We start from the raw sequence: 20,049 nt of genomic DNA, 5'->3' as shown, positions 1-20,049 counted from the left end.
CGTTGAGCGGCACGCCACCGGGCAGATCAACATGCGAGGTCAGTTGCGGTGGAGCTTTCCGCGCGGCGCCTGCTGAGTGCATCCGGCGACATCGGTGATGGTTACGGACCCGGCGTGATGACGATTTGTCGGTAACCCGTTGCGACCTGCCCTCTGCTCAACAGCCGCAGTGATTCGGCCATTCGGGAGCCGGCTCAGGTCAGGGAGCGGCCGACCGGAACTGGAGCGGGAAAGTCAGCGTGGCAGGCGTCCCAGGGAGAATCCGGCCGCGTGCCGCCCGGTGGGCTATTCCTTCAACTTGCGTTGCTTCTCGACTTCGTCGTACATGTCCGCACACTGCTTTGTGCTCATGTCACCGGGCGCGCACAGGCGGACGTCCAAGGCGAAGTCGACGGTGCGTTGCCGACCCGCCGAGGTGTAGGTGAGGCGGATGCCTTCGGCGTGTGCGGAGGCGTCACCGCTTTTCCCGTACTGGAGGCCGAGTTCCGTGAGCGGGCCGTCCTGCTCGGTCACCGCTTTCGCCTTCGTGAACTTCGTGAGCAGGCTGTGCACGCTGTACGGTCGACGTTCGGTCGGCCCGGTCACGTTGTCGCACACCCGGGTGAAGTCGCGGTAGTTGATCCTGTTGTACGCCCAGACGCTGATGAGGTTGCCGCGCTCCGCGCCGGCGTTGAGGTCCACCTTGCGCGACCCGCCTCCCGACCACTGTCCCACGGTGTTCTTGAAGCCGATGCCCAGTTGGTGATCCACGCCGTACGACTGGGTGACCTTGGCCTTGGCGCCGCTCCAGCCGTGGACCTCCATGAAGACCGGTACGGCGTTGCTGCTGATGGCCGCTGTTCCCCACGAGCAAGGGCGGCCCGTTCGCGGCTTCGGCGATCTCCCGCGTGTGGCAGCAGGCTAGGGAGTTGGCGTTCACGCCGGAACAGGTGGCGTCCCGGTTGGCAGCTCCGGCCGTACGACCTGCGGCACGCGGCCGTCTCGCCGTGGCTCAACGCAGGCGTTCCGGCAACCGAGATTGCTCAGCGCGCCGGCCATAGCGTGGAAGTACTCCAGCACGTCTACGCCACGTCGAAGGTCAGGGTTCCAGGCGAACGGGAAGATCGCTGACGCTTTGAACGAGTCTGGCAACGCATCGAGCCGTTGCTACCGACGATCGAACGCCGCTACCGCAATCCCGGGCGCAAGCGGATCGATGACCGCAAGGCGTTGTGCGGGATTCTCTTCGTGCTCTACACCGCGATCCCGTGGGAGTTTTGCCCCAGGAACTGGACTTCGGCTCGGGCATGACCTGCTGGAGACGGCTGCGCGACTGGCACCAGGCCGGCGTCTGGAACCAGCTCCATGAGCTACTGCTGGCCGAGTTGCATGCCGCTGACCGCCTAGATTGGTCCAAGGCGGTGGTCGACGGCTCCCATGTACGAGCACTCAAGGGGGGCCCAAAACCGGCCCGAGTCCGGTCGATCGAGGCAAAACCGGCTCGAAACACCATGTGATCACCGATGGGAACGGCATCCCGCTGGCGGTCAGCCTCGGCGGCGGCAACCGCAACGACATTCTGCAGCTCATACCTCTCATTGAGGCGATTCCGCCGGTCCGCGGCAAGGTCGGCAAGCCCCGCCGACGTCCCAAGACGCTGTATGCCGACCGCGCCTGCCGGACGGCCGGTGGTCCGCGTGTCCGCGAAGACCACCGGCCGCGCCGTCGTGCCGGCTAGGAGCCGAGCGTGACGTGGAAGATCTTCTCGTTTCCGTTGTTCGGGATGCCGTCCTTGTCGCCCTGGGTGCTGGTGGTCAGCCACAGGCCGCCGTCGGGAGCGGGCTCCACAGTGCGCAGCCGGCCGTAGGTGCCGTTGAAGAACACCTGCGCGCTGGGCAGGCTGCTCCCGCTGATCGGCACGCGGTACAGCCGGGTGGCGCGCTCGCAGGCGATGTAGATCACGTCGCTCACGATGGCGATGCCGGAGCAGGAGCCCTCCGCCACGGGGTAGGTGCGCTTGGGCGCGATGTACCCGGCGGTGCCGCAGGTGCCCGTCGTCCCCTCACACGCCGGCCAGCCGTAGTTGCCGCCCTTGGTGATCAGGTTGGTCTCGTCCATGATGGAGTTGCCGAACTCCTGCTCCCACAGCCGACCCTGCGAGTCGAACGCCAGCCCCTGCGGGTTGCGGTGCCCGTAGCTCCACACGTAGGTGCCGAACGGGTTGTCCGACGGCACGGTGCCGTCCGGGTTGAGCCGCAGGACCTTGCCGTTGAGGCCGTTCAGGTTCTGCGCGTTGTCGCCGTTCTGGGCGTCGCCGGTGCTGGCGTACAGCTTGCCGTCCGGGCCGAACCGCAGGCGGCCGCCGTTGTGGTACTTGTTGCGCAGGATCCCGGTGAGCAGGATCTGCTCAGAACTGAGGGTGAGCTGGTCGTTCTCCAGCTTGATGCGGACGATCCGGTTGTCGGTCGACGTCGTGTGCATCATGTACAGCCAGTGGTCGCTGGCGAAGGTGGGGGCGATGGCCAGCCCCATGAGGCCGCCCTCGCCGTCGGTGTCGTCGACGTTCGGCACCGTGCCGATGTTGGTCTTCGCCCCGGTGGCCGGGTCGAGGTGGATGATGTCGTGGACGTCCCTGCGGCTGTAGAGGATCGTGCCGTCGGGCAGCGTGAGCAGACCCCACGGGAGGTCGGTCTCGGTCGCGATCTGCGTCACCCCGCACACCGAGTCGGCGCACCCCCCGCCGGTGGTCACGGTCGCGGTGTTGCTGCGCGACGAGACGTTGGACTGCGCGTCGCGGGCCACCACGTAGTACTGGTAGCTCGTGTTCGCCGACAGCCCGCTGTCGATGAAGGTGGTGGCCGGCGGGTTGCCGGTGACCGTGCCCACCAGCGCACCGCCGCGGTAGACGAGGTAGGCGCGGACCCCGACGTTGTCGGTGGCCGCGGTCCACTGCAACGTCACCGTGGTGCCGGACGCGGAGCCGGTGAGCTGGCTCGGGGCGGTGGGCGCCTGGGTGTCGGACTGGCACTGCGGTGGCGTGATCGTGACCGTCGCGCTCGCCTGGGAGACGTTGCCCGCCGCGTCGCGCGCGTTGACGTACAGACCCCACGTCGAACCGGGGACCACGGTGAGGGTGGTGGACAGGGTGGTTCCGCTCACCGACTTCATCAGCTGGCCGTCGTGGTAGACGTCGTAGAACGCCACTCCGACGTTGTCGGTGGAGGCGCTCCACGCGAACGTGACCGAGTCGCACACCAGGCCGCTCACCCGCGGGTTGCCCGGCACCGTCGGAGGCTGGGTGTCGGCGCTTCCGGTGGACGTCGTCCACTTCTGGCTGCTCTGCCCGTTACACGTCCACAACTGCACCGGGGTGTTGTTGGTGGTCCGGCCTCCGCTCACGTCCAGGCACATGCCGGACTGCACGCCGACGATGCTGCCGTCGGAGTTGATCCGCCACTTCTGGCTGGCCGCCCCGGTGCAGGTGGAGATCTGCAGCGTGGCCGGGGGCGTGGTGTCCTGGCCGACCACGTCCAGGCACCTCGGGGAGCTGTACACCCGGAGCTCTCCCGCCGTGGTGGAGGTCCACGTCTGGCTCGCCTGCCCGTTGCAGTCGTAGATGGTGACGCGGGCGCCTGGCGTTGTGGAGTTGCCGGCCACGGTCAGGCAGCGGCCGGACGCCACGCCGACCACGGTCGAGGTGGCCGCCGACGCGGGCGTCGAGCTCGCCACGATCATGGCGGCCACCGAGGCGAGCGCGGCCACGAAGGCGGCCAGAGCGCGCGGCCACGGCCGTCCGCGGGTGGTTAAGGCGAACATTCGTATCAGTCCTTACCGGGGTCGTTCGAGGGTGGGGTTGCCAGGGGAGGGGTCTCGCGCGGCGCCGGCGGGACCGCGGTGCGCGGTCACCACCGAGAAGCCGGCCGGCGCATTGCGGCGACGGCGCGGCCCGGGCTCGGGGTACGGCGCCGCCGACCGCACCCCGTGAGGTCCGTTCGCTGCCAGATCCAGCAAAATGCGACAGAGTCCATCAAGAATGAACAGCATCTCTCTGACAATGCTGTCAGAAATATTGTCACGACTCCCGACGAATGTGGCATATCGGATTGCCCGCTCACCGAAGCCGTCCGATGGCGGGCGGCACGCCAGGTCCGGCGACGAGGGCGCCTCGCGCGGGTGACCGCGCCTTGACGTGGGGCTTGGCCGCGGGTGGTGCCTCTGCGTCACATGGGACGCCACCTGAAGATCATCGATCCCGAGATGAAACATTCACCGCCCGCCCGCTCCCCGAACCCCTTTGCCCGAACCAGACCAGACCAGACCGCGAGGGACATGATCCACGCGCTGCGGTCGGCGAAGGGAGCGGGTGCACGAGGGCGGGAACACGCAGTCACACCGGACCGGCTACTGAGCGCAGCCTCTAACTCGGTATGCGGACAAGATCATCCCGTGGATAGGCCGTGGCCAGTGAAACAGGACTGCGTTCAGTGGCATGGGGCTGCACAAGAGTGCATGTCGCCCCGGGGAGGATCTTCAGGTCAGGTGGTGGATGGCAAGGTCAGGAGAGTGCCCCCGGCAGGATTCGAACCTGCGGCACCCGCTTTAAAAGTGCGGTGGCCGTATGGGTGACATTTATGCTGTGAGCTGCGCGAACGCCATGCGCAGCTCACGCCACATGCAAGATCATCCCGTGCATGTCCCACTCACGCCGAATCTCACCGGGGTCATTCGATGGCAAGCCGACCCGTACTACAGGCCACAAGACCCGAAGGGCGGAAGCGGCGCGGCGTCTTCATCCCACCGGATGCTCTATTTCGCCTCCCAGACGGTAATGGGCTCGGGGATCCGACGGCGGATGAGGTCGTGCTGCCAGTTAGCACGTAGTCGCAGCGGGTGCTGACATACGCGGTGTCTACTTGGAAGGTCACGCCGGTGGAACCGGCCGACGGTGCCGAAGTTTTCGGCGCTGAGGCGATGAGTTTCCACACTGCCGGCGGTCCTATCCACATGGCGGCCTCCACGACCTCCTTCGCCATCGGTGCGACGGTCACGCGTGCGGACATCCCTGTCCTGTGCGCCGACCTCGCCGAGCTGGTGCGCGGCCGAGGTGGCGGTGTCGTGGTCTGTGACGTGGTCGACGTGGCCCATCCCGACGTGGTAACGGTCGAGGCGCTGGCCCGGTTGCGCTTGACCGCACGGCGGCATGGCTGGAGTCTGATGGTCACCGGCGCCGGTCCGAACCTGGTCGAGCTTGTGCGCCTGCTTGGATTGACCGACGCGTTACTCGAGGCGGGCCGGCAGTCCGAACAGCGGGAAGAGGCGGATGGTGTCGAGGAAGTTGTTGACCGCCGCGATTCGCCCCGCTGAGATCTCCAGCACGATCAGCGCCCACGGGTCGTGGCCGGAGCCACTGAGGCTGGGCCGGTACTGCCCGAACGCCGGCATGCCGTTGGCCACCACAGGCACCAGGCGCGAGCCGCGGCAGCCGCTGCCCGTACCGGCCATCCAGGCGACGATGTCGTCGTGACCGCGCAGCCACAGCGGAAACGGCGGCATCGACAGCGTCGCATCGTCGTGCAGCAGCGTCGTCAGCGCCTCAAGGTCGTAGTCTTCAAACGCTTTCACATAACGCGTCAGCAGCGCCTTCTGCTCGGCGTCCAACGGCGCTTGGACGTCGGCGGTGTCGGCAGTGGTGATGGCGGCCCGGGCCCGTTGGAGGGCGCTGTTGACGCTGGGTGCCGAGGTGTCGAGCAGGTCGGCCACCTCCTGGGCTGACCAGGCCAGTACCTCCCGCAGGATCAGCACGGCCCGCTGCCGCGGCGGCAGGTGCTGCAGCGCGGCGACGAACGCCAGCCGGATCGACTCGCGTTGGGCGACCACGTTCGCCGGATCAGCAGCCTCGGGCAGCACCCGGCTGTCCGGTACCGGGCCCACCCAGATCTGGTCGGGACGCGGCTCGCCCGGGTCGGTAGCGCGGCCGGACCCGGCCGGGCCGAGATCCATAGGACGGGCCCGCAGTTGAGCGCTGGCGAGCATATTCAGGCAGACGTTCGTGGCGATCCGGTACAGCCAGGACCGCAGCGCCGAGCGCCCTTCGAACCGGTCGAAACCGCGCCAGGCGCGAACCAAGGTGTCCTGCACGGCGTCTTCAGCCTCGAAGACGGACCCCAACATCCGGTAGCAGTAGCCGGTCAGCTCAGGCCGGTACGCCTCCAGCTGTGACTCGATCGGTGCACTGGTCGTCACATCGCTCACCCTGACGAACCTAGCGGGCGACTACGACTTTTCGGGGGTGCCCTACCCCGGCACTGGGTCGGGGGCGATCACGCCTGTCAGGGCGCTCACTCCGCCGGCGGCCGCACCGCGGCGGGTGCTCACGACGTGGATGCTTACGAGCATGCCGGAAAAATCGCCCCGCCATCAGCGATGAATTTCCGGCGCCCGCCCGGTCTACATCGGCGTCAAGTCGACGGGAAGCACGCGAGGAGCAATCATGACCGCCACGGAATGGACCGCTGAAAGCGCCGGCTCGGGTCAGTACGCCGAGGTAAACGGAATCAACCTGTACTACGAGACGCACGGGGCGGGACGCCCGATGATCCTGCTGCACGGAGGCCTCGGCTCGGGGGAGATGTTCGAGCCGATCCTTCCCACCCTGGCCGACCACCACCAGGTCGTCGCTGTCGACCTACAGGGGCACGGCCGGACCGCCGACATCGACCGACCGCTCGACATCCGGCTGATGGCCGATGACATCGCCGCGCTCATCGACCACCTCGGCCTGCAGAAGCCGGACGTGGTCGGCTACTCCCTCGGCGGCGGGGTGGCGCTCCAGGTCGCGATCAAGTACCCGGAGAAGGTGGGCCGCCTGGTGACGGCGTCGGCGAACATCAGCCGCGACGCAATCTATCCGGAGATCCTCCAGCAGCAGGTCCAGGTGAGCGGGGCGGCCGCCGAATTCATGAAGGACACCCCGATGTACGAGCTCTACCAGCGGGTGGCACCCCGTCCCGAGGACTTCCCGAAGCTGCTCGACAAGATCGGCGAGGCTCTGGCGAAGGACTTCGACTTCACCGAAGAAGTGCGCGGCCTGCAGATGCCGACGCTCGTAGTCGCCGCCGATGCCGACATGGCACCGCCGAGCCACTACGCCGAGGTCTTCAAACTCCTCGACGGCGGCCTGCGCGACGGTGGCTGGCAGGGCGAGTCCCGGCCCAAGGGCGGACACGCACTGGCGATCCTGCCCGGTCTCACGCACTACGACATCTTCCTGTCCCCGCTCTTCGCAGCAGTCACCCTCGCCTTCCTCGACCAGGAGAGCTGAGCCAATTCGCCCTGCTCGGCGGCCTTTCGGATCGGCCGTCGGGCCGTATTGGGTAGCCGTGGACAGCCTGGTCAGAGAGGGCCCCGACCAGGTCGCCATGTCATTCGGTGGCAAGCCGACCCGTACCGCAAGGCACCCGCTGCACGCGATCAAGTGGACTCCCCCCAAGACCGCTGGCGCCGTCGACCCCCGTACCGTCGTCAATCCCGAACAGGCCCGTGCGCTGCTGGCGGCGGTCCCTGGTATCGGTCGGACCCGGGGTCGGCGGCTGCACGGCATGTTCGCCTGCATGTACTACGCGGCGCTTCGTCCTGAGGAAGCCGCGGGCTTGCGCCGCCAGAACTGCGACCTTCCCGAACAGGGCTGGGGGCTGCTGACGGTCGAGAAGGCCCGGCCGCAGGCCAACAAGAGATGGACCAACTCGGGGGAGACCCACGACTCCCGGGGCCTTAAGCACCGGGCCAAGGATGAAACCCGCCTGGTTTCCGTCCCTCCCGTCCTGGTCACGATTCTGCGGGAGCACATTGATCGCTACGGTGTCGCTCCCGACGGTCGTCTGTTCCGCACCGCCAAGGGGCGCCCGTTCTCCTCATCTGCGTACTCGGGCGTCTGGCAGCAGGCACGCCGAGTGGCCTTCACGGCGGAGCAGGCGGCCTCACCGCTGGCGGCTCGGCCGTACGACCTGCGGCATGCCGCCGTCTCGCTGTGGCTGAACGCCGGGGTACCAGCTACCGAGGTAGCCGAGCGGGCTGGCCACAGCGTTGACGTGCTGCTACGCGTCTACGCCAAGTGCATCGAGGGGCAGCAGGCGCGGGCCAACGGCAAGATCTCTGATGCGCTCAACGAATGACCCACAACTCTGCGTACCATGGCCCCGGACCATTCCGGGGCCTTTCGCGTTCCCGGCGCGACCTGGGCGAACATTGCCGGGAGTGGTTCGCACATGGTTCGCGATCATTGACCTACGGCTGCATATGGCGGCCTACGGCTGCTTTTGGGTTAACCGGTATCGATCAAGGGATGCCCTGGTGGGGGACATAGTGACTGGTCAGGTGAGTGCCCCCGGCAGGATTCGAACCTGCGGCACCCGCTTTAGGAGAGCGGTTGTGATCACGGACGCATAGGTCTGCTGATCTGCGGTTATGGCTGATACCAAGCTTAAGACGTTCTTGATCATTTCGCATATGCTTCGCAGACAGCAGATTGGATGATCTCGGCCTGGCCTGTTGAACGGACGCGCGTTCTGTCGCGGGACGCTTGTCTGTCACGTAGGACGTCCTCTATCCGTCCTTGACGAAGTTCCTCCGTCCCATTCGGTTTCCCATCCTGGCACTCATGGAACTTGGAACAGGCCCGTCCCCGCAGGTGCCGGCAGTCATGACCAGCCACACCCAGTTCGATACAGAGGAGCCGCTGTGGACGTGTCGCACCGGCGCGTCGACAGCGGTGACGGTACTCGCGGGGCATACGGCGTCACCAACATGCTCACCGTTGCCCGGGAGCGACTGCTCGACGCGCTGCGTGCCCTGCCAGGAGCAGGGATGAGGCGATTCGCCAAGCGCGGCTGGACATCACATTGCGGCCCTACCCGGGATACGTCCACGGCGTCGAGGTGATGACCGCTGAGCGGCACCCAACCGGGCAGATCACCGGGCAGGGTTCACAGTGCCGATGCGCGACAGAGCGTGGGAAAGCTGGCGAATGTCCAACACTAAGGCTGCGCAGTTCGGATTTGACCTATTTAAATCTGACCAGCGAAAGTTGTTTCAAACGTTTATCGAGCGCATAAAAGCGATCCTTGGGGAGATACTCTTTCATGATTGACCAGTGGGCCATGATCTTCTCGACGGCCAATCTCGCCCTGTCGGATGCCTCGGACGCGCCAAATCCGGACCGTCGACCCAATTCTTCAAAGTGAGAAGGAGTGATAAGCGAAAACTTCTTAGTCTTTCCTAGATTCATACCCAAATCGTCTGCAGGAAAGAATAGAACGGTTGGCAAAATGTCATAGACGGGGCTAAGCTTTGGGTTCCTGCCGTCCGGATAAATAAAAGCCCAATTCTTTAGATGTGCATCTCCGTTCCCGAGTAGAACGTTCAACACGATCCTGTCGACAACTTCGCCGACTGCACTAACTTCGACGATTCCTCCAATGACAACTGCGACGACTTCGAAGTTTGCTTTATCGTACTTTGCGTTATGATTGGCAGTAGGAATATCTAGAACTTGCGCAAGTTCTTCCATGTGAACTCTTCGCTGTTCCGTCAGCCGATCGAACCTTCTAACGGCTAGCGCCTGCCCTGCGCCCCCCTTTGGAGCCCACTCCTCCAGCCCATCAATGGTGCTGGGATCAATCAGAAAGAATTCCGGAGTTGAAATCCCGATCGCTTTGGCAAGACAAAGGCTCGCCGCCTCCGTCTCAGGAACGCCGTCGAATCCGGGCCGATTGTCGGGAAACTTAACAATAAAGTTTCCGGCCTGCCCCTTAACGGGGACAGTAAGCCCCTTCTTGTTTCCGTACAAGGAGAATTTAAGTTGTGCACCGTCCAAGCTGAATTTCAGGAGAGGGTTGCTGGCACCTTCGTCGCCCTCATCCTTCGAAGGTACGATCGTTACTTCCCTATCCTGGACAGCAAAGGCACGGATGCCACCAGGAAGATCACTCAAACCCAGTCTTGAAATCAATTCGAACTCTCGCGCCACGTTTACCTGCGCTGCTTTCGCTACAGCTTCACGCAAGCGCCCTTCCGGCAACAGATGGGAGAACCACCTGGGAAGAGCCACTGTAGACTGGCTTTTCCAACGGAAGCCAGACTCCTCAAATGCTTGGCCCAGAACTGGCCGATCTCTAACTCGCCAATATTGCTCTGAGAAAGAGAACCAATTCGTTTGGTCGCGTCTCTCAAGCCAGCCAACATCGACCCAACTACCATCCGGACGCTGAAGCTGAATTGCCAAAGCTGCATCCGATGACATTAGGACTCATCCTCCGCTGTCGCCAATGATATTAGTTCCGTTAGCGGGGGGCGGATAGGAGAACTTGGTTCAATGAGGTTGCCGATGAAGCCAATAACTAGGTTTTTTATATCCTCCTCCCTTGAGCTCACAAATCCTTCCCTATTACCAGTACGCAGCAACTCCAGCGCGGTCGGGGTAACAGCGTGAGAGGCGAGAATTGACTCGTCGGTGACTGTTGTGATTGATGGTGATGAACTCAGCCAGAAACCGCGAGCACCAGCACGCGATCGATTATTGCGCGTAAATTCAGTAACTGCGTCGAGCCCTTTGCTCTCCAACTCGCTTGCGAGGTTGATCTCGCGACCTAGGTCATCGAGGGGCTTTAGAGAAGCGAGAGCAAGAGCGATTAGACGACTATTCGCCGACTTTGTGTTGAAGGATCTCATGTCGAGATTTGGCACTTCACGATCAGGTGTGACTTCAAGCAGAGATTTTACGGCATCGAAGGCACTCGGAGCGTTCTCTGGTTCCCGATAATCGGGATTGACTGAGCGAATCGCGCGTCGAAGAGTCGGTGTTTGCCCGCTTTCTTGGCCGAACCCATGTACCCATCCGCGCCAAAGCCATCGGCTCAGGAGACGGACAATCCACGGTTCGGGATTTGGATGGAGATGGAAAAATACAGCCAGGACTGGCAATGGGAATGTGTTTGGCATTGCGCGAATATGCGGCACACCCTCTGAACGAAGGAATGCGATGGTTAGACGCAGGGCTTCCTCAGTCTTGTCGAACCAATCAGCCGGGTCTTCTCCACCTCTGAACTCGTCATGAATATCACGAGCCACGTCACCGCCTCGCAGAGCGAGAACACTCTGGACGATTCGGTTCTCTTCAAGCTTCCCGAAATTGAGCCGCTCGAGTTCTGAAACAACGGACGCGGGACTTGCCAGATCTTCTTCGCCGCCGAACAGGGCATGAAAAACTTGCGCTCTGCTAATTGGCTTTCCGGCCGAATTCACTCGATCGAATACTTCGCGGAGGAGGTCCTGATCATTTTCGCTGACGATGTACGCTGGGATCCGATAATCTCGGAGCTGACCAACAAGTTGATCTGCAGTATCGTAATCGTCAGGGGTCAGCTCATCCCAATTGTTTCGCAGCCAGGCTTGAAGCGTGCGGGTTTCTATAGCTTCTCTGACGGGGATCTGGTGGGGAATTACGACTCCTTTTCGAGGCGTAACGAACTTTTGCGTCTTGAGATCGAAACTTACCTGGAAGCGCGCATCATCTATCTCAAACTTTTTGGTTAGGGATGCGAACAGGCTAATTATTCTTTGCTGGCCATCCACTACCCAGAGGGCGTCACTTCTTTCCTCTGCATCGAATTGGATAGGCCCCAGCTGAACTCGACCTGCAGGTGAGATGCGACTCCATAGGAGCATCGTCCCAACAGGAAAACCTCTGTACAAGCTGTCAAACAAGTCGCGAACATCCCCAGCGTTCCATATGAATTGCCGCTGGAAGGTTGGAACTCGAATTCGCCCTATTTCGGCAGCCGCTACAATATCGGGAATGGAAAAGCTGGACGATCCCGACTTCTCAAGCGGAGTAATTGTCACTTGTGATCCTCCCGTATCTTAAGAGTGGTGGTAACCCCACCTTATACAGGTCCTCATCCAGGCGCTCCGATTTGGGCATACACGGACCAGCCGTGTGCCAGCCCCAGCTGCCGATCGACGGCCGTGGCGTCTCGAGTGCAAGCGCTCAGCTTTCTCAGCGCCCGCACTGCCGGACGTGCTGACCGGGCTGCGATACAGGGCCGGACGGAACAGGCCACATGTCCGACTCGCAGAGCCGGGCACGGCCGGCCGGCGCCACGCTTGCGGGGCGCCCTTGCTCTCGTACAGATACTCCTTCATCGATGGGGAGAGGATCGAGGGACCATCAAGAGCGGCTGGAAGCGCATCGTCAGCCTCGATGACGGGACGGGCAAGGTCCTCAAGGCCCAGCACGCCAAGCAGGCCGCAGACAAGCTGGTGATCGGGGCCGAGTGGAATGGGGCAAAGGATCACGTGTCTACGACCGGCTGGGGTGAACCGGTGTATCCGGACACGGTCAGCTCGCTCATCGCCACCATGATCTGCCGCTACAACAACCCGGCCAGCGGACCCAAGCCCACGGAACCGCTCCCGCACGCCCGGCTCCACGACCTTCGCCACATCCACACCACCACACTGCTCCTGGCTGGCGTCCCTGTCCATAGGGAAAAGCGGCCTGGCTCGAAGATAGCGGCATCGATATCACATATTCATTGAATTCGTCGGCTCTCTGACCATACTAAGCCCTCTCGACACGCTAAAGTACTAGCATTATAGGTCGTACAGGATAAGGCCGATGCGTGCACGTGGAAGCAAGGCCGGCAATATCAGCACGTCGGTGACGCTGACGATTCTGATTTCAGGAATGCACCCGGGTAGTCCCGATGGCAAGCGGAACCGGAGCGCAGGGCCGCCAAGCCCGACACATCCGATCGGCGGCGGTGTCAAGCGTGCTCGGTCCGTGGTGGCCGGCGACGCTGCGGCGGGCTGCGATCAATGAGATCAGGCGTCGACGGCTGCCGCGGTTCGCGGGGGTCTGGGGGCGGTGGAGCCCCCAGGAGCGGTGACGGGAAAGGCGAGGTGTTCGCTGTAGGTCTGGCGGGTGGCCAGGCAGTGGAACGGAAGCCGAGGAAGCGGTTGTAGAGGTTGCGCGGTGCGGCGGAGGGCCGGTCGCCGTGCTCTTTGCGCCGGTCGTAGCGGGTGCGGGGCGCCGGGTGAGGCGGTCAGGCTGGCGCAGGCCCAGATGTAGCCGACGGCATCCAGACGGTGATTCTTGACCTGACTGTGGACGACGGCTCGGCTACGTCCGCTGGCGCGGGTGATCGGGGCGGCTCCAGCGTCGGTTTTGAGCGCGCGGGCGGCGGCGAAACGGGTGCGATCGTCGCCGATCTCGGCGAACAGTCGGGCCGCGGTGAGCTCCCCCAGGCCGGGGAAGCTGGTGACGATGTCGTGGTCGCGATGGTGGCCTGGTAAAGGTCGGCTGCGGCTTGGCAGGCGGCGTCGAGAACGGCCAGGAGCGCCAGTGCTTGCCAGCCTATCGTCATTAGCACCGGAAGCCGTGCGGCAGCGATCACCCTAGCCAGTGCGATGAGATCCAAAGTGAGCGATCGTCACGGCCTTGGGTGGCTACTCTCTTGCCCGCCTTACGGGCGCGTGGGCGGTGCGTGCCCGGACCGGCCGAAGAGCCGCAGCCGGGCACGCAGACCGACCCACGCGCCCGGCGGGCCGCGTAGCGGGCCGCCTTTAATAGACGTACAGATAAGTTACTTTTCGATCTTGGTGGTGCTGGCTGCTGTGAGCAGGTGGCCGGGTGCGGTGGCCTCGCTCCATGTGCGTTCGATGCTGGTCAGATACGTGGTTGCCGTGCTGGTGTCGTCTTGGGCGTGGATGTGCATGACGGGGGCTTGGGCGGCGGGGGTGCCGTAGGTGTGGAGGTTGACGAGTAGGTCGTCGTCTGCGCGGTAGATGGAGTTGTAGAGCACCGTGCGGTGGAGGCGGATTTCTGCTCCGTCGATGGCTTGTAGTGGTCCGTAGAGCTTGGCGGCGTTCTTGATGCGGGCGATCATGACGTCGGGGCCGATGCCTTCGTCGGTGCCGCGGGCGGCGACGTGGGGGCTGGTGGGGTCTCCGAGCATGATGCGGACGCGGGCGCCGGCTTGGGCTCGTTCGGCGATGAGGTGGAGGATGCCGGCGTTTTCGGCGAGGAACAGGCCGCTGTAGACGAGGATGTCGATCTGCTGGCGGGCGGTGGCGAAGAGTTGGCGCCAGAGGGCTTGGGGGACGGCCCAGCGGTGGGGGTAGACGGCTTTGACGTCGGGGGCGATGGGGCGGTGCGGGTTGGCGGCCTCGGGCCACAGGTCGGACTCGTCCAAGTTGAGGAGGTCGGCGACGGCCCAGCGGTGGCGGGGGTGGGGGATGCGTCCCTTCAACCATCGGTCGACGGTCTTGGGGTCCACGGCGAGGCTCGCGGCGACGTCGATGGTGCGCATGCGGGCTTGGGCGAGGGCGTGACGGAGGTTGTCGTTCATGCGGGTCCCCTCCTTAACGGATGCACCGGCATCGCGAAGCTAACACAAGACGTCCCTAGACGTCCCTAAGAGCGGTGTAGAAGTTCCCTGGTCGAGAGCAGGCTCATTGGCACCCAGCGTGACCGCGACAAGAGCGGGGCGCGAGAGCGGAAGGGATGCCGATGGGCAAGTTCGACGAGCGGGAACGGCCGGTCATGGACCGGCACCTGCTGGGACTCAGGGACAGGCTCGTATGGCGTGGTGTGGAGGTCCATCACCTGTCCGATCAGGACGACCGGCCGTGTCTGGAGGTGTTCGACATTCACCTTCGTCCGCGCCGGGTGTATGCGCACCTGGCCTTCCTGTGGTTCTTCTGGGGGTCGCGCAACGACGAGCGGACGTCCTGCCACGACCTGGACGGCGCGGCCGAGGTCATCGCCGCTGCCACACAGGCGGGGTGGCATGAGGGGGAACAGACGGACCTGCACAAGATCCTCGACGCCTACCAGTCGTGACCGACTTAGAGGCCGGCCAACCGGTGGGCGGCGGTGCGGTCGGTCGGTGGCTGACCGGGTGGCGGGTGTACTCGCAGCTCGCCGATCGGCTACGCGAACGGATCACCTCCGGCGCGTATCCGGTCGGCACCTACCTGCCGTCGGAAACGGCACTGAGCAAGGAGTACGGGGTTGCCCGCAACACGGTCCGGCGTGCGCTGGGCGTCCTGGTGGAGGAGAACCTCCTGGTCACCATCCGCTCCAAGGGCTACCTGGTGCTGCGCGAGGAGATCCGCCACCTGGATCGGGAGTACCTATATCAGGCGATCGCGGCAGAGCTGCGCGCGCAGATCGAGTGTGGTCGGTTGCCGTTGGCGGGCAAAGTGTCCAGTGAACGGGACCTGCGCCGGCACTACGCGGCCTCGCGTACTACGGTCCGTCAGGCGCTCGGGGTACTGGAGAGCGAGGGGCTGATCGTCGCGGTTCACGGCAAGGGCCGTTTCGTCCGTCCCGACTGGGAAGGACGTCTCAAGACGTCTAAGTCAGATCCCTAGCTCGGGGCGGAAGGTGCCTGCGATGGTAAGCCACATGAGGGACATCAACATCGCCTGGGCTCGTGAGCTGGCACGAAAGACGCTGCAAGACGTGCTCCCGCGTCGGTGGGAGCACTCGCTCGGGGTCGGCCGGCGGGCTGAACAGCTCGCCCCGATCCTGGGCAAGGACGCCGAACTGCTGGCGATGGCGGCCTATCTGCACGACATCGGTTACGCCCCGGACTTGGTGGATGTCGGCTTTCATCCCATCGATGGGGCGCGCTATCTGCGGGATGTCCACGGCGCCGATGAGCTGCTGTGCAAGCTGGTCGCGCACCATACGTGTGCGGAGATCGAGGCCGGTGACCGCGGCCTGCTGGACATCCTGCAGGGGGAGTTCCCCAAACAGCGGCCGGATCTGGTCGAGGCGATCACCTACTGCGACATGACCACCAGCCCCGATGGGGTGCCGATCAAGGCTGTTGACCGGCTGGCCGAGATCCGTGAGCGCTACGGCCCGGAAGACCTGGTCACCGCCACCATCGCCAAGGCGACCCCGTGCATCATGTCGGCCGTGCGCGCGATCGAGGACCGGATGGCGTCAGCCGATGTACGGTCCGCCGGCACCGCTGAGATAGTGGCCGATACGCAGCCGCATCGAGCGATCCATGCCAAGCCGTTCTATCTGATCACGGCTTACCCAGCGCACCTCGCGTGACTCATCACTCGCCGTCGGCTCGCCACTGACGGCGCGCGCGGTGAGCACGATGGAGAACTCCTGCCGGGCCTCGCCGTTGCTGGTATAGAGGATCACGTGCTTGGGGTCGCTGTAGGTGCCGACGATGCCGGTGATCTCGCATTCGATGCCGGTTTCCTCGCGGGTTTCGCGTACCGCGGCCTGCGGGATGGACTCGCCGAGGTCGATGGCTCCGCCGGGGACGGCCCAGTTGTCGTTGTCGGAGCGGCGGATCATCAAGATGTCGCCGGCCTCGTTGGTAACCACGACGTTGACCGAGGGGACCAGGCTGTTGGCCTTGGGAGCGTCAGGGGCGTCGTAGAAGTCGATGCGGCGGGCCATGATCAGGACTCTACCGGGCGGGCCTGCTCCCACACCTGTTCGAAGCTGGCCGCGTAGGTGGCGACCATGTCCCCGCCGATCACCTTCTTCAGGTGCAGGACTGGGGCGTTGGCGGCGGGCTGGCCGTACACGTGCGGGTTGACGAGGAACTGGTCGTCAGTGCGGTAGATCGAGTTGTAGAGGGTCGTGCCGTGCAGTCGGATCTCCACGCCTTCGATGTCGCGGATCGGCCGGTAGAGCACCAGGGCGTTGCGCACCTTGGCCGCCATGGCGTCGTCGATGCCCTCATCAGCACCACGCCTCGCGACCTCGGGGGAGTCGGGATCGCCCAGCAGAATTCGCACCTGCACGCCACCGGCGGCCTTGTCGCCGAGAAGCTTGATCATGCCCGCGTCGTCAGCCAGGAACATGCCGCTGTAGACCAGGACGCCGATCTCTCGCTTGGCCTCGGTGAACAGACGTCCCCAGATGTCTCGGGGGACGGCCCAGCGGTGCGGGTAGACGTGGATGATCTCGCTTTCGCCGGCCGCGGTGACCTGCTCGGGGGTGAGCGCGTCTGGCCATAGGTAGGACTCGTCTACCTGGAGAAACGTGGCGATCGCGTAGCGGTGTTTGCGATAGGGGCGACGTGCCTGGGTGACCCACCGTTCGACGGTTTTGGGGTCAACCTCGGTCACCGTGGCCAGGTCGCCGATCGTGACGCCACGTTCTAAAAGCGCCGCGCGCAACCGCTCGTTGGCCATCTCACCTGCCCGTAAGGACGTCCAGGGACGCCAAAACCCTAGTCGGGACGTCTTGCACACGTCCAGTCGTGTAGTGATCTCGTCCCTACGTTGCGTCGCATCCTCATCTCGCACCACGAAACCGACCGTGAGACGAGAGGAGAAAACGCAGATGACCGACGAAATCCCTCCCCTGGACGAGACCCCACCGTGCGCGTGCGGCGCCCGGATGCCCGAGGGGGCCGGCGCCTGCCGTAAGTGCACGGCCGTTCTCCGGTGGCAGCGCCGTCAGGCCAAGCGGCGCAAGGGCCGCGGCGGCAGCACCCGCCCGGCCGGTCGCCCCCGCCGTCCCGGCACCACCGGCCCCGGCGCCGCGGCGGCCGTCGTGCTGATGGCGACCATCATCGGCCTGGCCGTGGCCTCGCACGGCGCTGGGGTGATCTGGTCATGAACACGCTGTTCCCGCTGGCCGTGATTGGGCTGGGCGTCGCCGGAATGGTCGCCTTCCTGGTCGTGCTGGTCGGCGTCCGCCAGGAGGAGCGGCGGATGCACCTGCCGGTCAAGCCGGCGTCGCACTCCTCGGCGTTCGCCCGGCGAGTCATGGGCGTCCACGTCCGCGACAACCGGCCGGAATGCGGCGGCGACGAGGCGGGTGGGGCGAAGGTCAGCTTCGCGATGAGCGGCGGGGCTTGCCGGACTGCTGCGACAGCGCCGATTCCACCCGTTCCAGCCGCTCGGTCAGCTCTTTGATGGACGCGCGGATCTCGGTCAGCTCGTCGGCGGTGGCGGCAGGGGTGTGGCCGACGGTGGTGTCGATCTCGCGGACGTACACGCCTTTGCCCTGCTGGCCGATGACCAGCCCTTCGTTGCGCAGGATGCCGACCGCCATCTTCACCACCGACAGCGACGCGTCGTAGTCCTCGGAAAGCCGGGCCGTCGAGGGCAGCGGATCGCCCGGCGCCAACGTCCCGCGGCGGATCTGCTCGCGCAGTTCATCGGCGATCTGCAGGTACCCGGGGCGGCCGGTCTTCTTGACCATTCCCCAAGTTCAGCACACCACCGGCGACCAAGCCAACCACGATGTCATTGACAACCGAGCCAACTAGGTTAACTATGTTGGCCTAGGTAACCGAGAGAAGGAGGTCCATCCCATGCGCAACATCCCGATCCCCGTCGACACCAACAGGCTGAGCTTCACCTGCGTGAAGGCGCCCCGGCCCCGCCTGGTCAACCAGGACACTGGCGAGATCAAGAAGGACAAGGACGGCCAGATCGTTCACGAGGTCGTCCTACTGGTGGAGGACGAGACCGGCCGGATCGAGCTGGTCAAGGTCGGCTTGTCCGGCGACTCCTCGGTCTCCCCAGGGGACGAGGTGATCCCGGTCGGCCTGGTCGGCTACGTCTGGGAGATGGGCCAGCGGTGGGGCATCTCCTACCGCGCCACTTCCTTCACCCCCGCCGGAGTGGGTGCCCGTGCCTGACCTGCCGCACCTGCTCTTCGGGACGCTCGCCTACCTGGCCGCGCTGCTCACCGCGCTGTGGACCTGGCGGCGCTGGCATTACCGGTCGTACTGGCTGCTCGTCGGCTACACCCTCACCGCGATCAGCGTGCGCGCCACCTGGCGCAAGGTCGCCCTCGGCTGCGGCTTGACCAAGAAACAACAGCGCTGGTGGTTCACCGTCGTTCCTCGCGCAGTCGCCTCGACCGGCATCGTCAAGGTTCGCCGGCGCTTCCAGCGGGTGGCCGTCGACGTCAAGCCGTGGATGTGGCTGCCGTTACCCACGCGGCACGGCTGGCGCGTCACCGTCCGCCTCCTGGAAGGGCAGATCCCGGCCGATTACAGCCAAGCCGCCGAACGGCTCGCGCACTCCTGGGGCGTGCACGCCGTCCGAGTCTCCTCCCCACGCCCCGGACGGATCGTGCTCGCCGTGACGATCCGTGACCCGCTGGTCCGCCTCGACACCCTGCCGGCCTCCGGGGAACTGCTGACGGTCATCGTCGGCAAACTGGAGACCGGCGGGCCATGGACGCTCGACTTCCGCACCGTCCCGCACTGGCTGAACGCGGGCGCCACCCAGTCCGGTAAGTCGAACCTCGCCAACGCGCTGATCGTCGGGCTGGCCCCGCAACCGGTCGCCCTGGTCGGCTTCGACCTCAAGGGCGGCGTCGAGTTCGCCCCGTACGCTCCTCGCCTGTCGGCGCTGGCCACCAACCGCCCGGAGTCGGTCGCGCTTCTCGGTGACCTGGCCGCCCTGATGCTCGATCGGATGGGCCTGTGCCGCGCTGGCGGCGCCCGCAACATCTGGCAGCTCCCGGCGGCGCTACGGCCGGTGCCGGTCGTCGTCCTGGTCGATGAACTGGCCGAGCTGTACCTGATGGCCGACAAGTCCGAGAAAGACGAGATCGCCAAGACCTCGACGGCACTGCTGCGCATCGCCCAGCTCGGACGGGCCTTCGGCATCTACCTGTTCCTGTGCGGACAGCGGATCGGCTCCGACCTCGGCCCCGGCGTCACCGCTCTCCGGGCGCAGTGCTCAGGGCGGATCTGCCATCGGGTCAACGACCCCGAAACCGCGACCATGACCCTCGGAGACCTCGACCCCGCCGCGCTGGTCTCCGCCCGCGCCATCCCGGCCGAGACACCCGGCGTCGCCATCGTCGCCTCCCAAGACGGCCAGTGGTACCGGGCTCGCTCGTTCTACGTGGCCGAGCACATCGCCGAACACACCGCCCGCACCTACGCGCACCTGACCCCCTCGTGGGACGACCTCGCCGCGCCTGAGTACCGCGGGGAGGTGACCGAGACCGACATCCCCGTCCTGCTGGACCACTGACCCGTACCCGCTGCTGCTGATCAG

19 protein-coding genes, 1 tRNA gene and 1 pseudogene are annotated in these 20,049 nt (G+C 64.9%); 10 read left to right on the top strand and 11 right to left on the bottom strand.

What is annotated here, in order from left to right:
* Positions 1–285 precede the first annotated feature (285 nt).
* The gene (locus ACFQSB_RS18340; protein WP_380827860.1) at positions 286–804 is read right to left on the bottom strand and encodes a hypothetical protein; all 519 of its coding nucleotides are present in this window, start codon (positions 802–804) and stop codon (positions 286–288) included.
* 330 nt (positions 805–1,134) lie between these two features.
* Here ACFQSB_RS18340 and ACFQSB_RS18335 point away from each other — a divergent pair.
* Positions 1,135–1,651: pseudogene (locus ACFQSB_RS18335) on the top strand (IS5 family transposase); the annotation flags it as partial.
* A 62-nt stretch (positions 1,652–1,713) separates the two neighbouring features.
* Here the strand turns inward: ACFQSB_RS18335 and ACFQSB_RS18330 are convergent.
* The gene (locus tag ACFQSB_RS18330) at positions 1,714–3,795 is read right to left on the bottom strand and encodes a PQQ-dependent sugar dehydrogenase (protein WP_380827859.1); all 2,082 of its coding nucleotides are present in this window, start codon (positions 3,793–3,795) and stop codon (positions 1,714–1,716) included.
* 1,074 nt (positions 3,796–4,869) lie between these two features.
* Here ACFQSB_RS18330 and ACFQSB_RS18325 point away from each other — a divergent pair.
* Entirely contained in the window at positions 4,870–5,343 is a 474-nt protein-coding gene (locus ACFQSB_RS18325; RefSeq protein ID WP_380827857.1) for an STAS domain-containing protein, read from the top strand.
* On the opposite strand, the gene ACFQSB_RS18320 is transcribed toward ACFQSB_RS18325, so the two are convergent.
* Positions 5,257–6,231, bottom strand: a complete 975-nt coding sequence (locus ACFQSB_RS18320; RefSeq protein ID WP_380827855.1) for a sigma-70 family RNA polymerase sigma factor — start codon at positions 6,229–6,231, stop codon at positions 5,257–5,259. The genes ACFQSB_RS18325 and ACFQSB_RS18320 overlap by 87 nt on opposite strands.
* A 238-nt stretch (positions 6,232–6,469) precedes the next feature.
* On the opposite strand from ACFQSB_RS18320, the gene ACFQSB_RS18315 reads away from it, so the two are divergent.
* Both ACFQSB_RS18315 and ACFQSB_RS18310 read left to right on the top strand, forming a co-directional pair.
* Positions 6,470–7,300 carry an alpha/beta fold hydrolase gene (locus ACFQSB_RS18315; protein ID WP_354845840.1) on the top strand — a complete coding sequence of 277 codons (831 nt, stop codon included), beginning with the start codon at positions 6,470–6,472 and terminating at the stop codon, positions 7,298–7,300.
* A 58-nt stretch (positions 7,301–7,358) separates the two neighbouring features.
* On the top strand, positions 7,359–8,150 hold the full coding sequence (locus ACFQSB_RS18310) for a tyrosine-type recombinase/integrase (RefSeq protein ID WP_380827853.1): 792 nt from the start codon (positions 7,359–7,361) through the stop codon (positions 8,148–8,150).
* A 207-nt stretch (positions 8,151–8,357) separates the two neighbouring features.
* Here ACFQSB_RS18310 and ACFQSB_RS18305 read toward each other — a convergent pair.
* The 5 genes from ACFQSB_RS18305 to ACFQSB_RS18285 form a co-directional block, all read right to left on the bottom strand.
* Positions 8,358–8,420, bottom strand: a tRNA-Ser gene (locus tag ACFQSB_RS18305).
* Positions 8,421–9,037: 617 nt separating this feature from the next.
* A complete protein-coding gene (locus ACFQSB_RS18300; protein WP_380827851.1) occupies positions 9,038–10,276 on the bottom strand; it encodes a type II toxin-antitoxin system HipA family toxin in 1,239 nt (412 codons plus the stop codon).
* A complete protein-coding gene (locus ACFQSB_RS18295; protein WP_380827849.1) occupies positions 10,276–11,877 on the bottom strand; it encodes a DUF262 domain-containing protein in 1,602 nt (533 codons plus the stop codon). The genes ACFQSB_RS18300 and ACFQSB_RS18295 overlap by 1 nt, the downstream gene beginning before the upstream one ends.
* Positions 11,878–12,858: 981 nt before the next feature.
* Positions 12,859–13,245: a hypothetical protein gene (locus ACFQSB_RS18290; RefSeq protein ID WP_380828089.1), complete on the bottom strand. Its 387-nt coding sequence runs from the start codon at positions 13,243–13,245 to the stop codon at positions 12,859–12,861.
* 374 nt (positions 13,246–13,619) lie between these two features.
* On the bottom strand, positions 13,620–14,384 hold the full coding sequence (locus ACFQSB_RS18285; RefSeq protein WP_380827848.1) for an XRE family transcriptional regulator: 765 nt from the start codon (positions 14,382–14,384) through the stop codon (positions 13,620–13,622).
* A 161-nt stretch (positions 14,385–14,545) separates the two neighbouring features.
* On the opposite strand from ACFQSB_RS18285, the gene ACFQSB_RS18280 reads away from it, so the two are divergent.
* From ACFQSB_RS18280 to ACFQSB_RS18270, 3 genes are read left to right on the top strand one after another with little or no spacing between them, the layout of a single operon-like run.
* The gene (locus tag ACFQSB_RS18280; protein WP_380827846.1) at positions 14,546–14,878 is read left to right on the top strand and encodes a hypothetical protein; all 333 of its coding nucleotides are present in this window, start codon (positions 14,546–14,548) and stop codon (positions 14,876–14,878) included.
* Complete coding sequence (locus ACFQSB_RS18275) at positions 14,875–15,411, top strand: GntR family transcriptional regulator (protein WP_380827845.1); 537 nt, start codon at positions 14,875–14,877, stop codon at positions 15,409–15,411. The genes ACFQSB_RS18280 and ACFQSB_RS18275 overlap by 4 nt, the downstream gene beginning before the upstream one ends.
* A 34-nt stretch (positions 15,412–15,445) precedes the next feature.
* Complete coding sequence (locus tag ACFQSB_RS18270) at positions 15,446–16,108, top strand: HD domain-containing protein (RefSeq protein ID WP_380827843.1); 663 nt, start codon at positions 15,446–15,448, stop codon at positions 16,106–16,108.
* On the opposite strand, the gene ACFQSB_RS18265 is transcribed toward ACFQSB_RS18270, so the two are convergent.
* Both ACFQSB_RS18265 and ACFQSB_RS18260 read right to left on the bottom strand, forming a co-directional pair.
* On the bottom strand, positions 15,992–16,468 hold the full coding sequence (locus ACFQSB_RS18265) for an NUDIX hydrolase (RefSeq protein ID WP_380827842.1): 477 nt from the start codon (positions 16,466–16,468) through the stop codon (positions 15,992–15,994). The genes ACFQSB_RS18270 and ACFQSB_RS18265 overlap by 117 nt on opposite strands.
* 2 nt (positions 16,469–16,470) lie before the next feature.
* Positions 16,471–17,211, bottom strand: coding sequence for a helix-turn-helix domain-containing protein (locus ACFQSB_RS18260; RefSeq protein WP_380827841.1), 741 nt, complete (start codon positions 17,209–17,211; stop codon positions 16,471–16,473).
* Between the two features lie 151 nt (positions 17,212–17,362).
* On the opposite strand from ACFQSB_RS18260, the gene ACFQSB_RS18255 reads away from it, so the two are divergent.
* The gene (locus tag ACFQSB_RS18255) at positions 17,363–17,641 is read left to right on the top strand and encodes a hypothetical protein (protein ID WP_380827840.1); all 279 of its coding nucleotides are present in this window, start codon (positions 17,363–17,365) and stop codon (positions 17,639–17,641) included.
* Positions 17,642–17,854: 213 nt separating this feature from the next.
* Here ACFQSB_RS18255 and ACFQSB_RS18250 read toward each other — a convergent pair whose 3' ends face one another.
* Positions 17,855–18,229, bottom strand: a complete 375-nt coding sequence (locus ACFQSB_RS18250; protein ID WP_380827838.1) for a GntR family transcriptional regulator — start codon at positions 18,227–18,229, stop codon at positions 17,855–17,857.
* A 112-nt stretch (positions 18,230–18,341) separates the two neighbouring features.
* Here ACFQSB_RS18250 and ACFQSB_RS18245 point away from each other — a divergent pair, with 112 nt between their 5' ends.
* Entirely contained in the window at positions 18,342–18,671 is a 330-nt protein-coding gene (locus ACFQSB_RS18245; RefSeq protein ID WP_380827836.1) for an SCO3933 family regulatory protein, read from the top strand.
* Positions 18,664–20,025, top strand: a complete 1,362-nt coding sequence (locus ACFQSB_RS18240) for an FtsK/SpoIIIE domain-containing protein (protein ID WP_417774568.1) — start codon at positions 18,664–18,666, stop codon at positions 20,023–20,025. The genes ACFQSB_RS18245 and ACFQSB_RS18240 overlap by 8 nt, the downstream gene beginning before the upstream one ends.
* Positions 20,026–20,049: the final 24 nt, after the last annotated feature.

Source organism: Sphaerisporangium rhizosphaerae, assembly GCF_042665155.1.
Lineage (GTDB): Bacteria > Actinomycetota > Actinomycetes > Streptosporangiales > Streptosporangiaceae > Sphaerisporangium > Sphaerisporangium rhizosphaerae.
The sequence above is the reverse complement of the archived record's forward strand: the minus strand, read 5'-3'. Positions and strand labels throughout refer to the sequence as shown.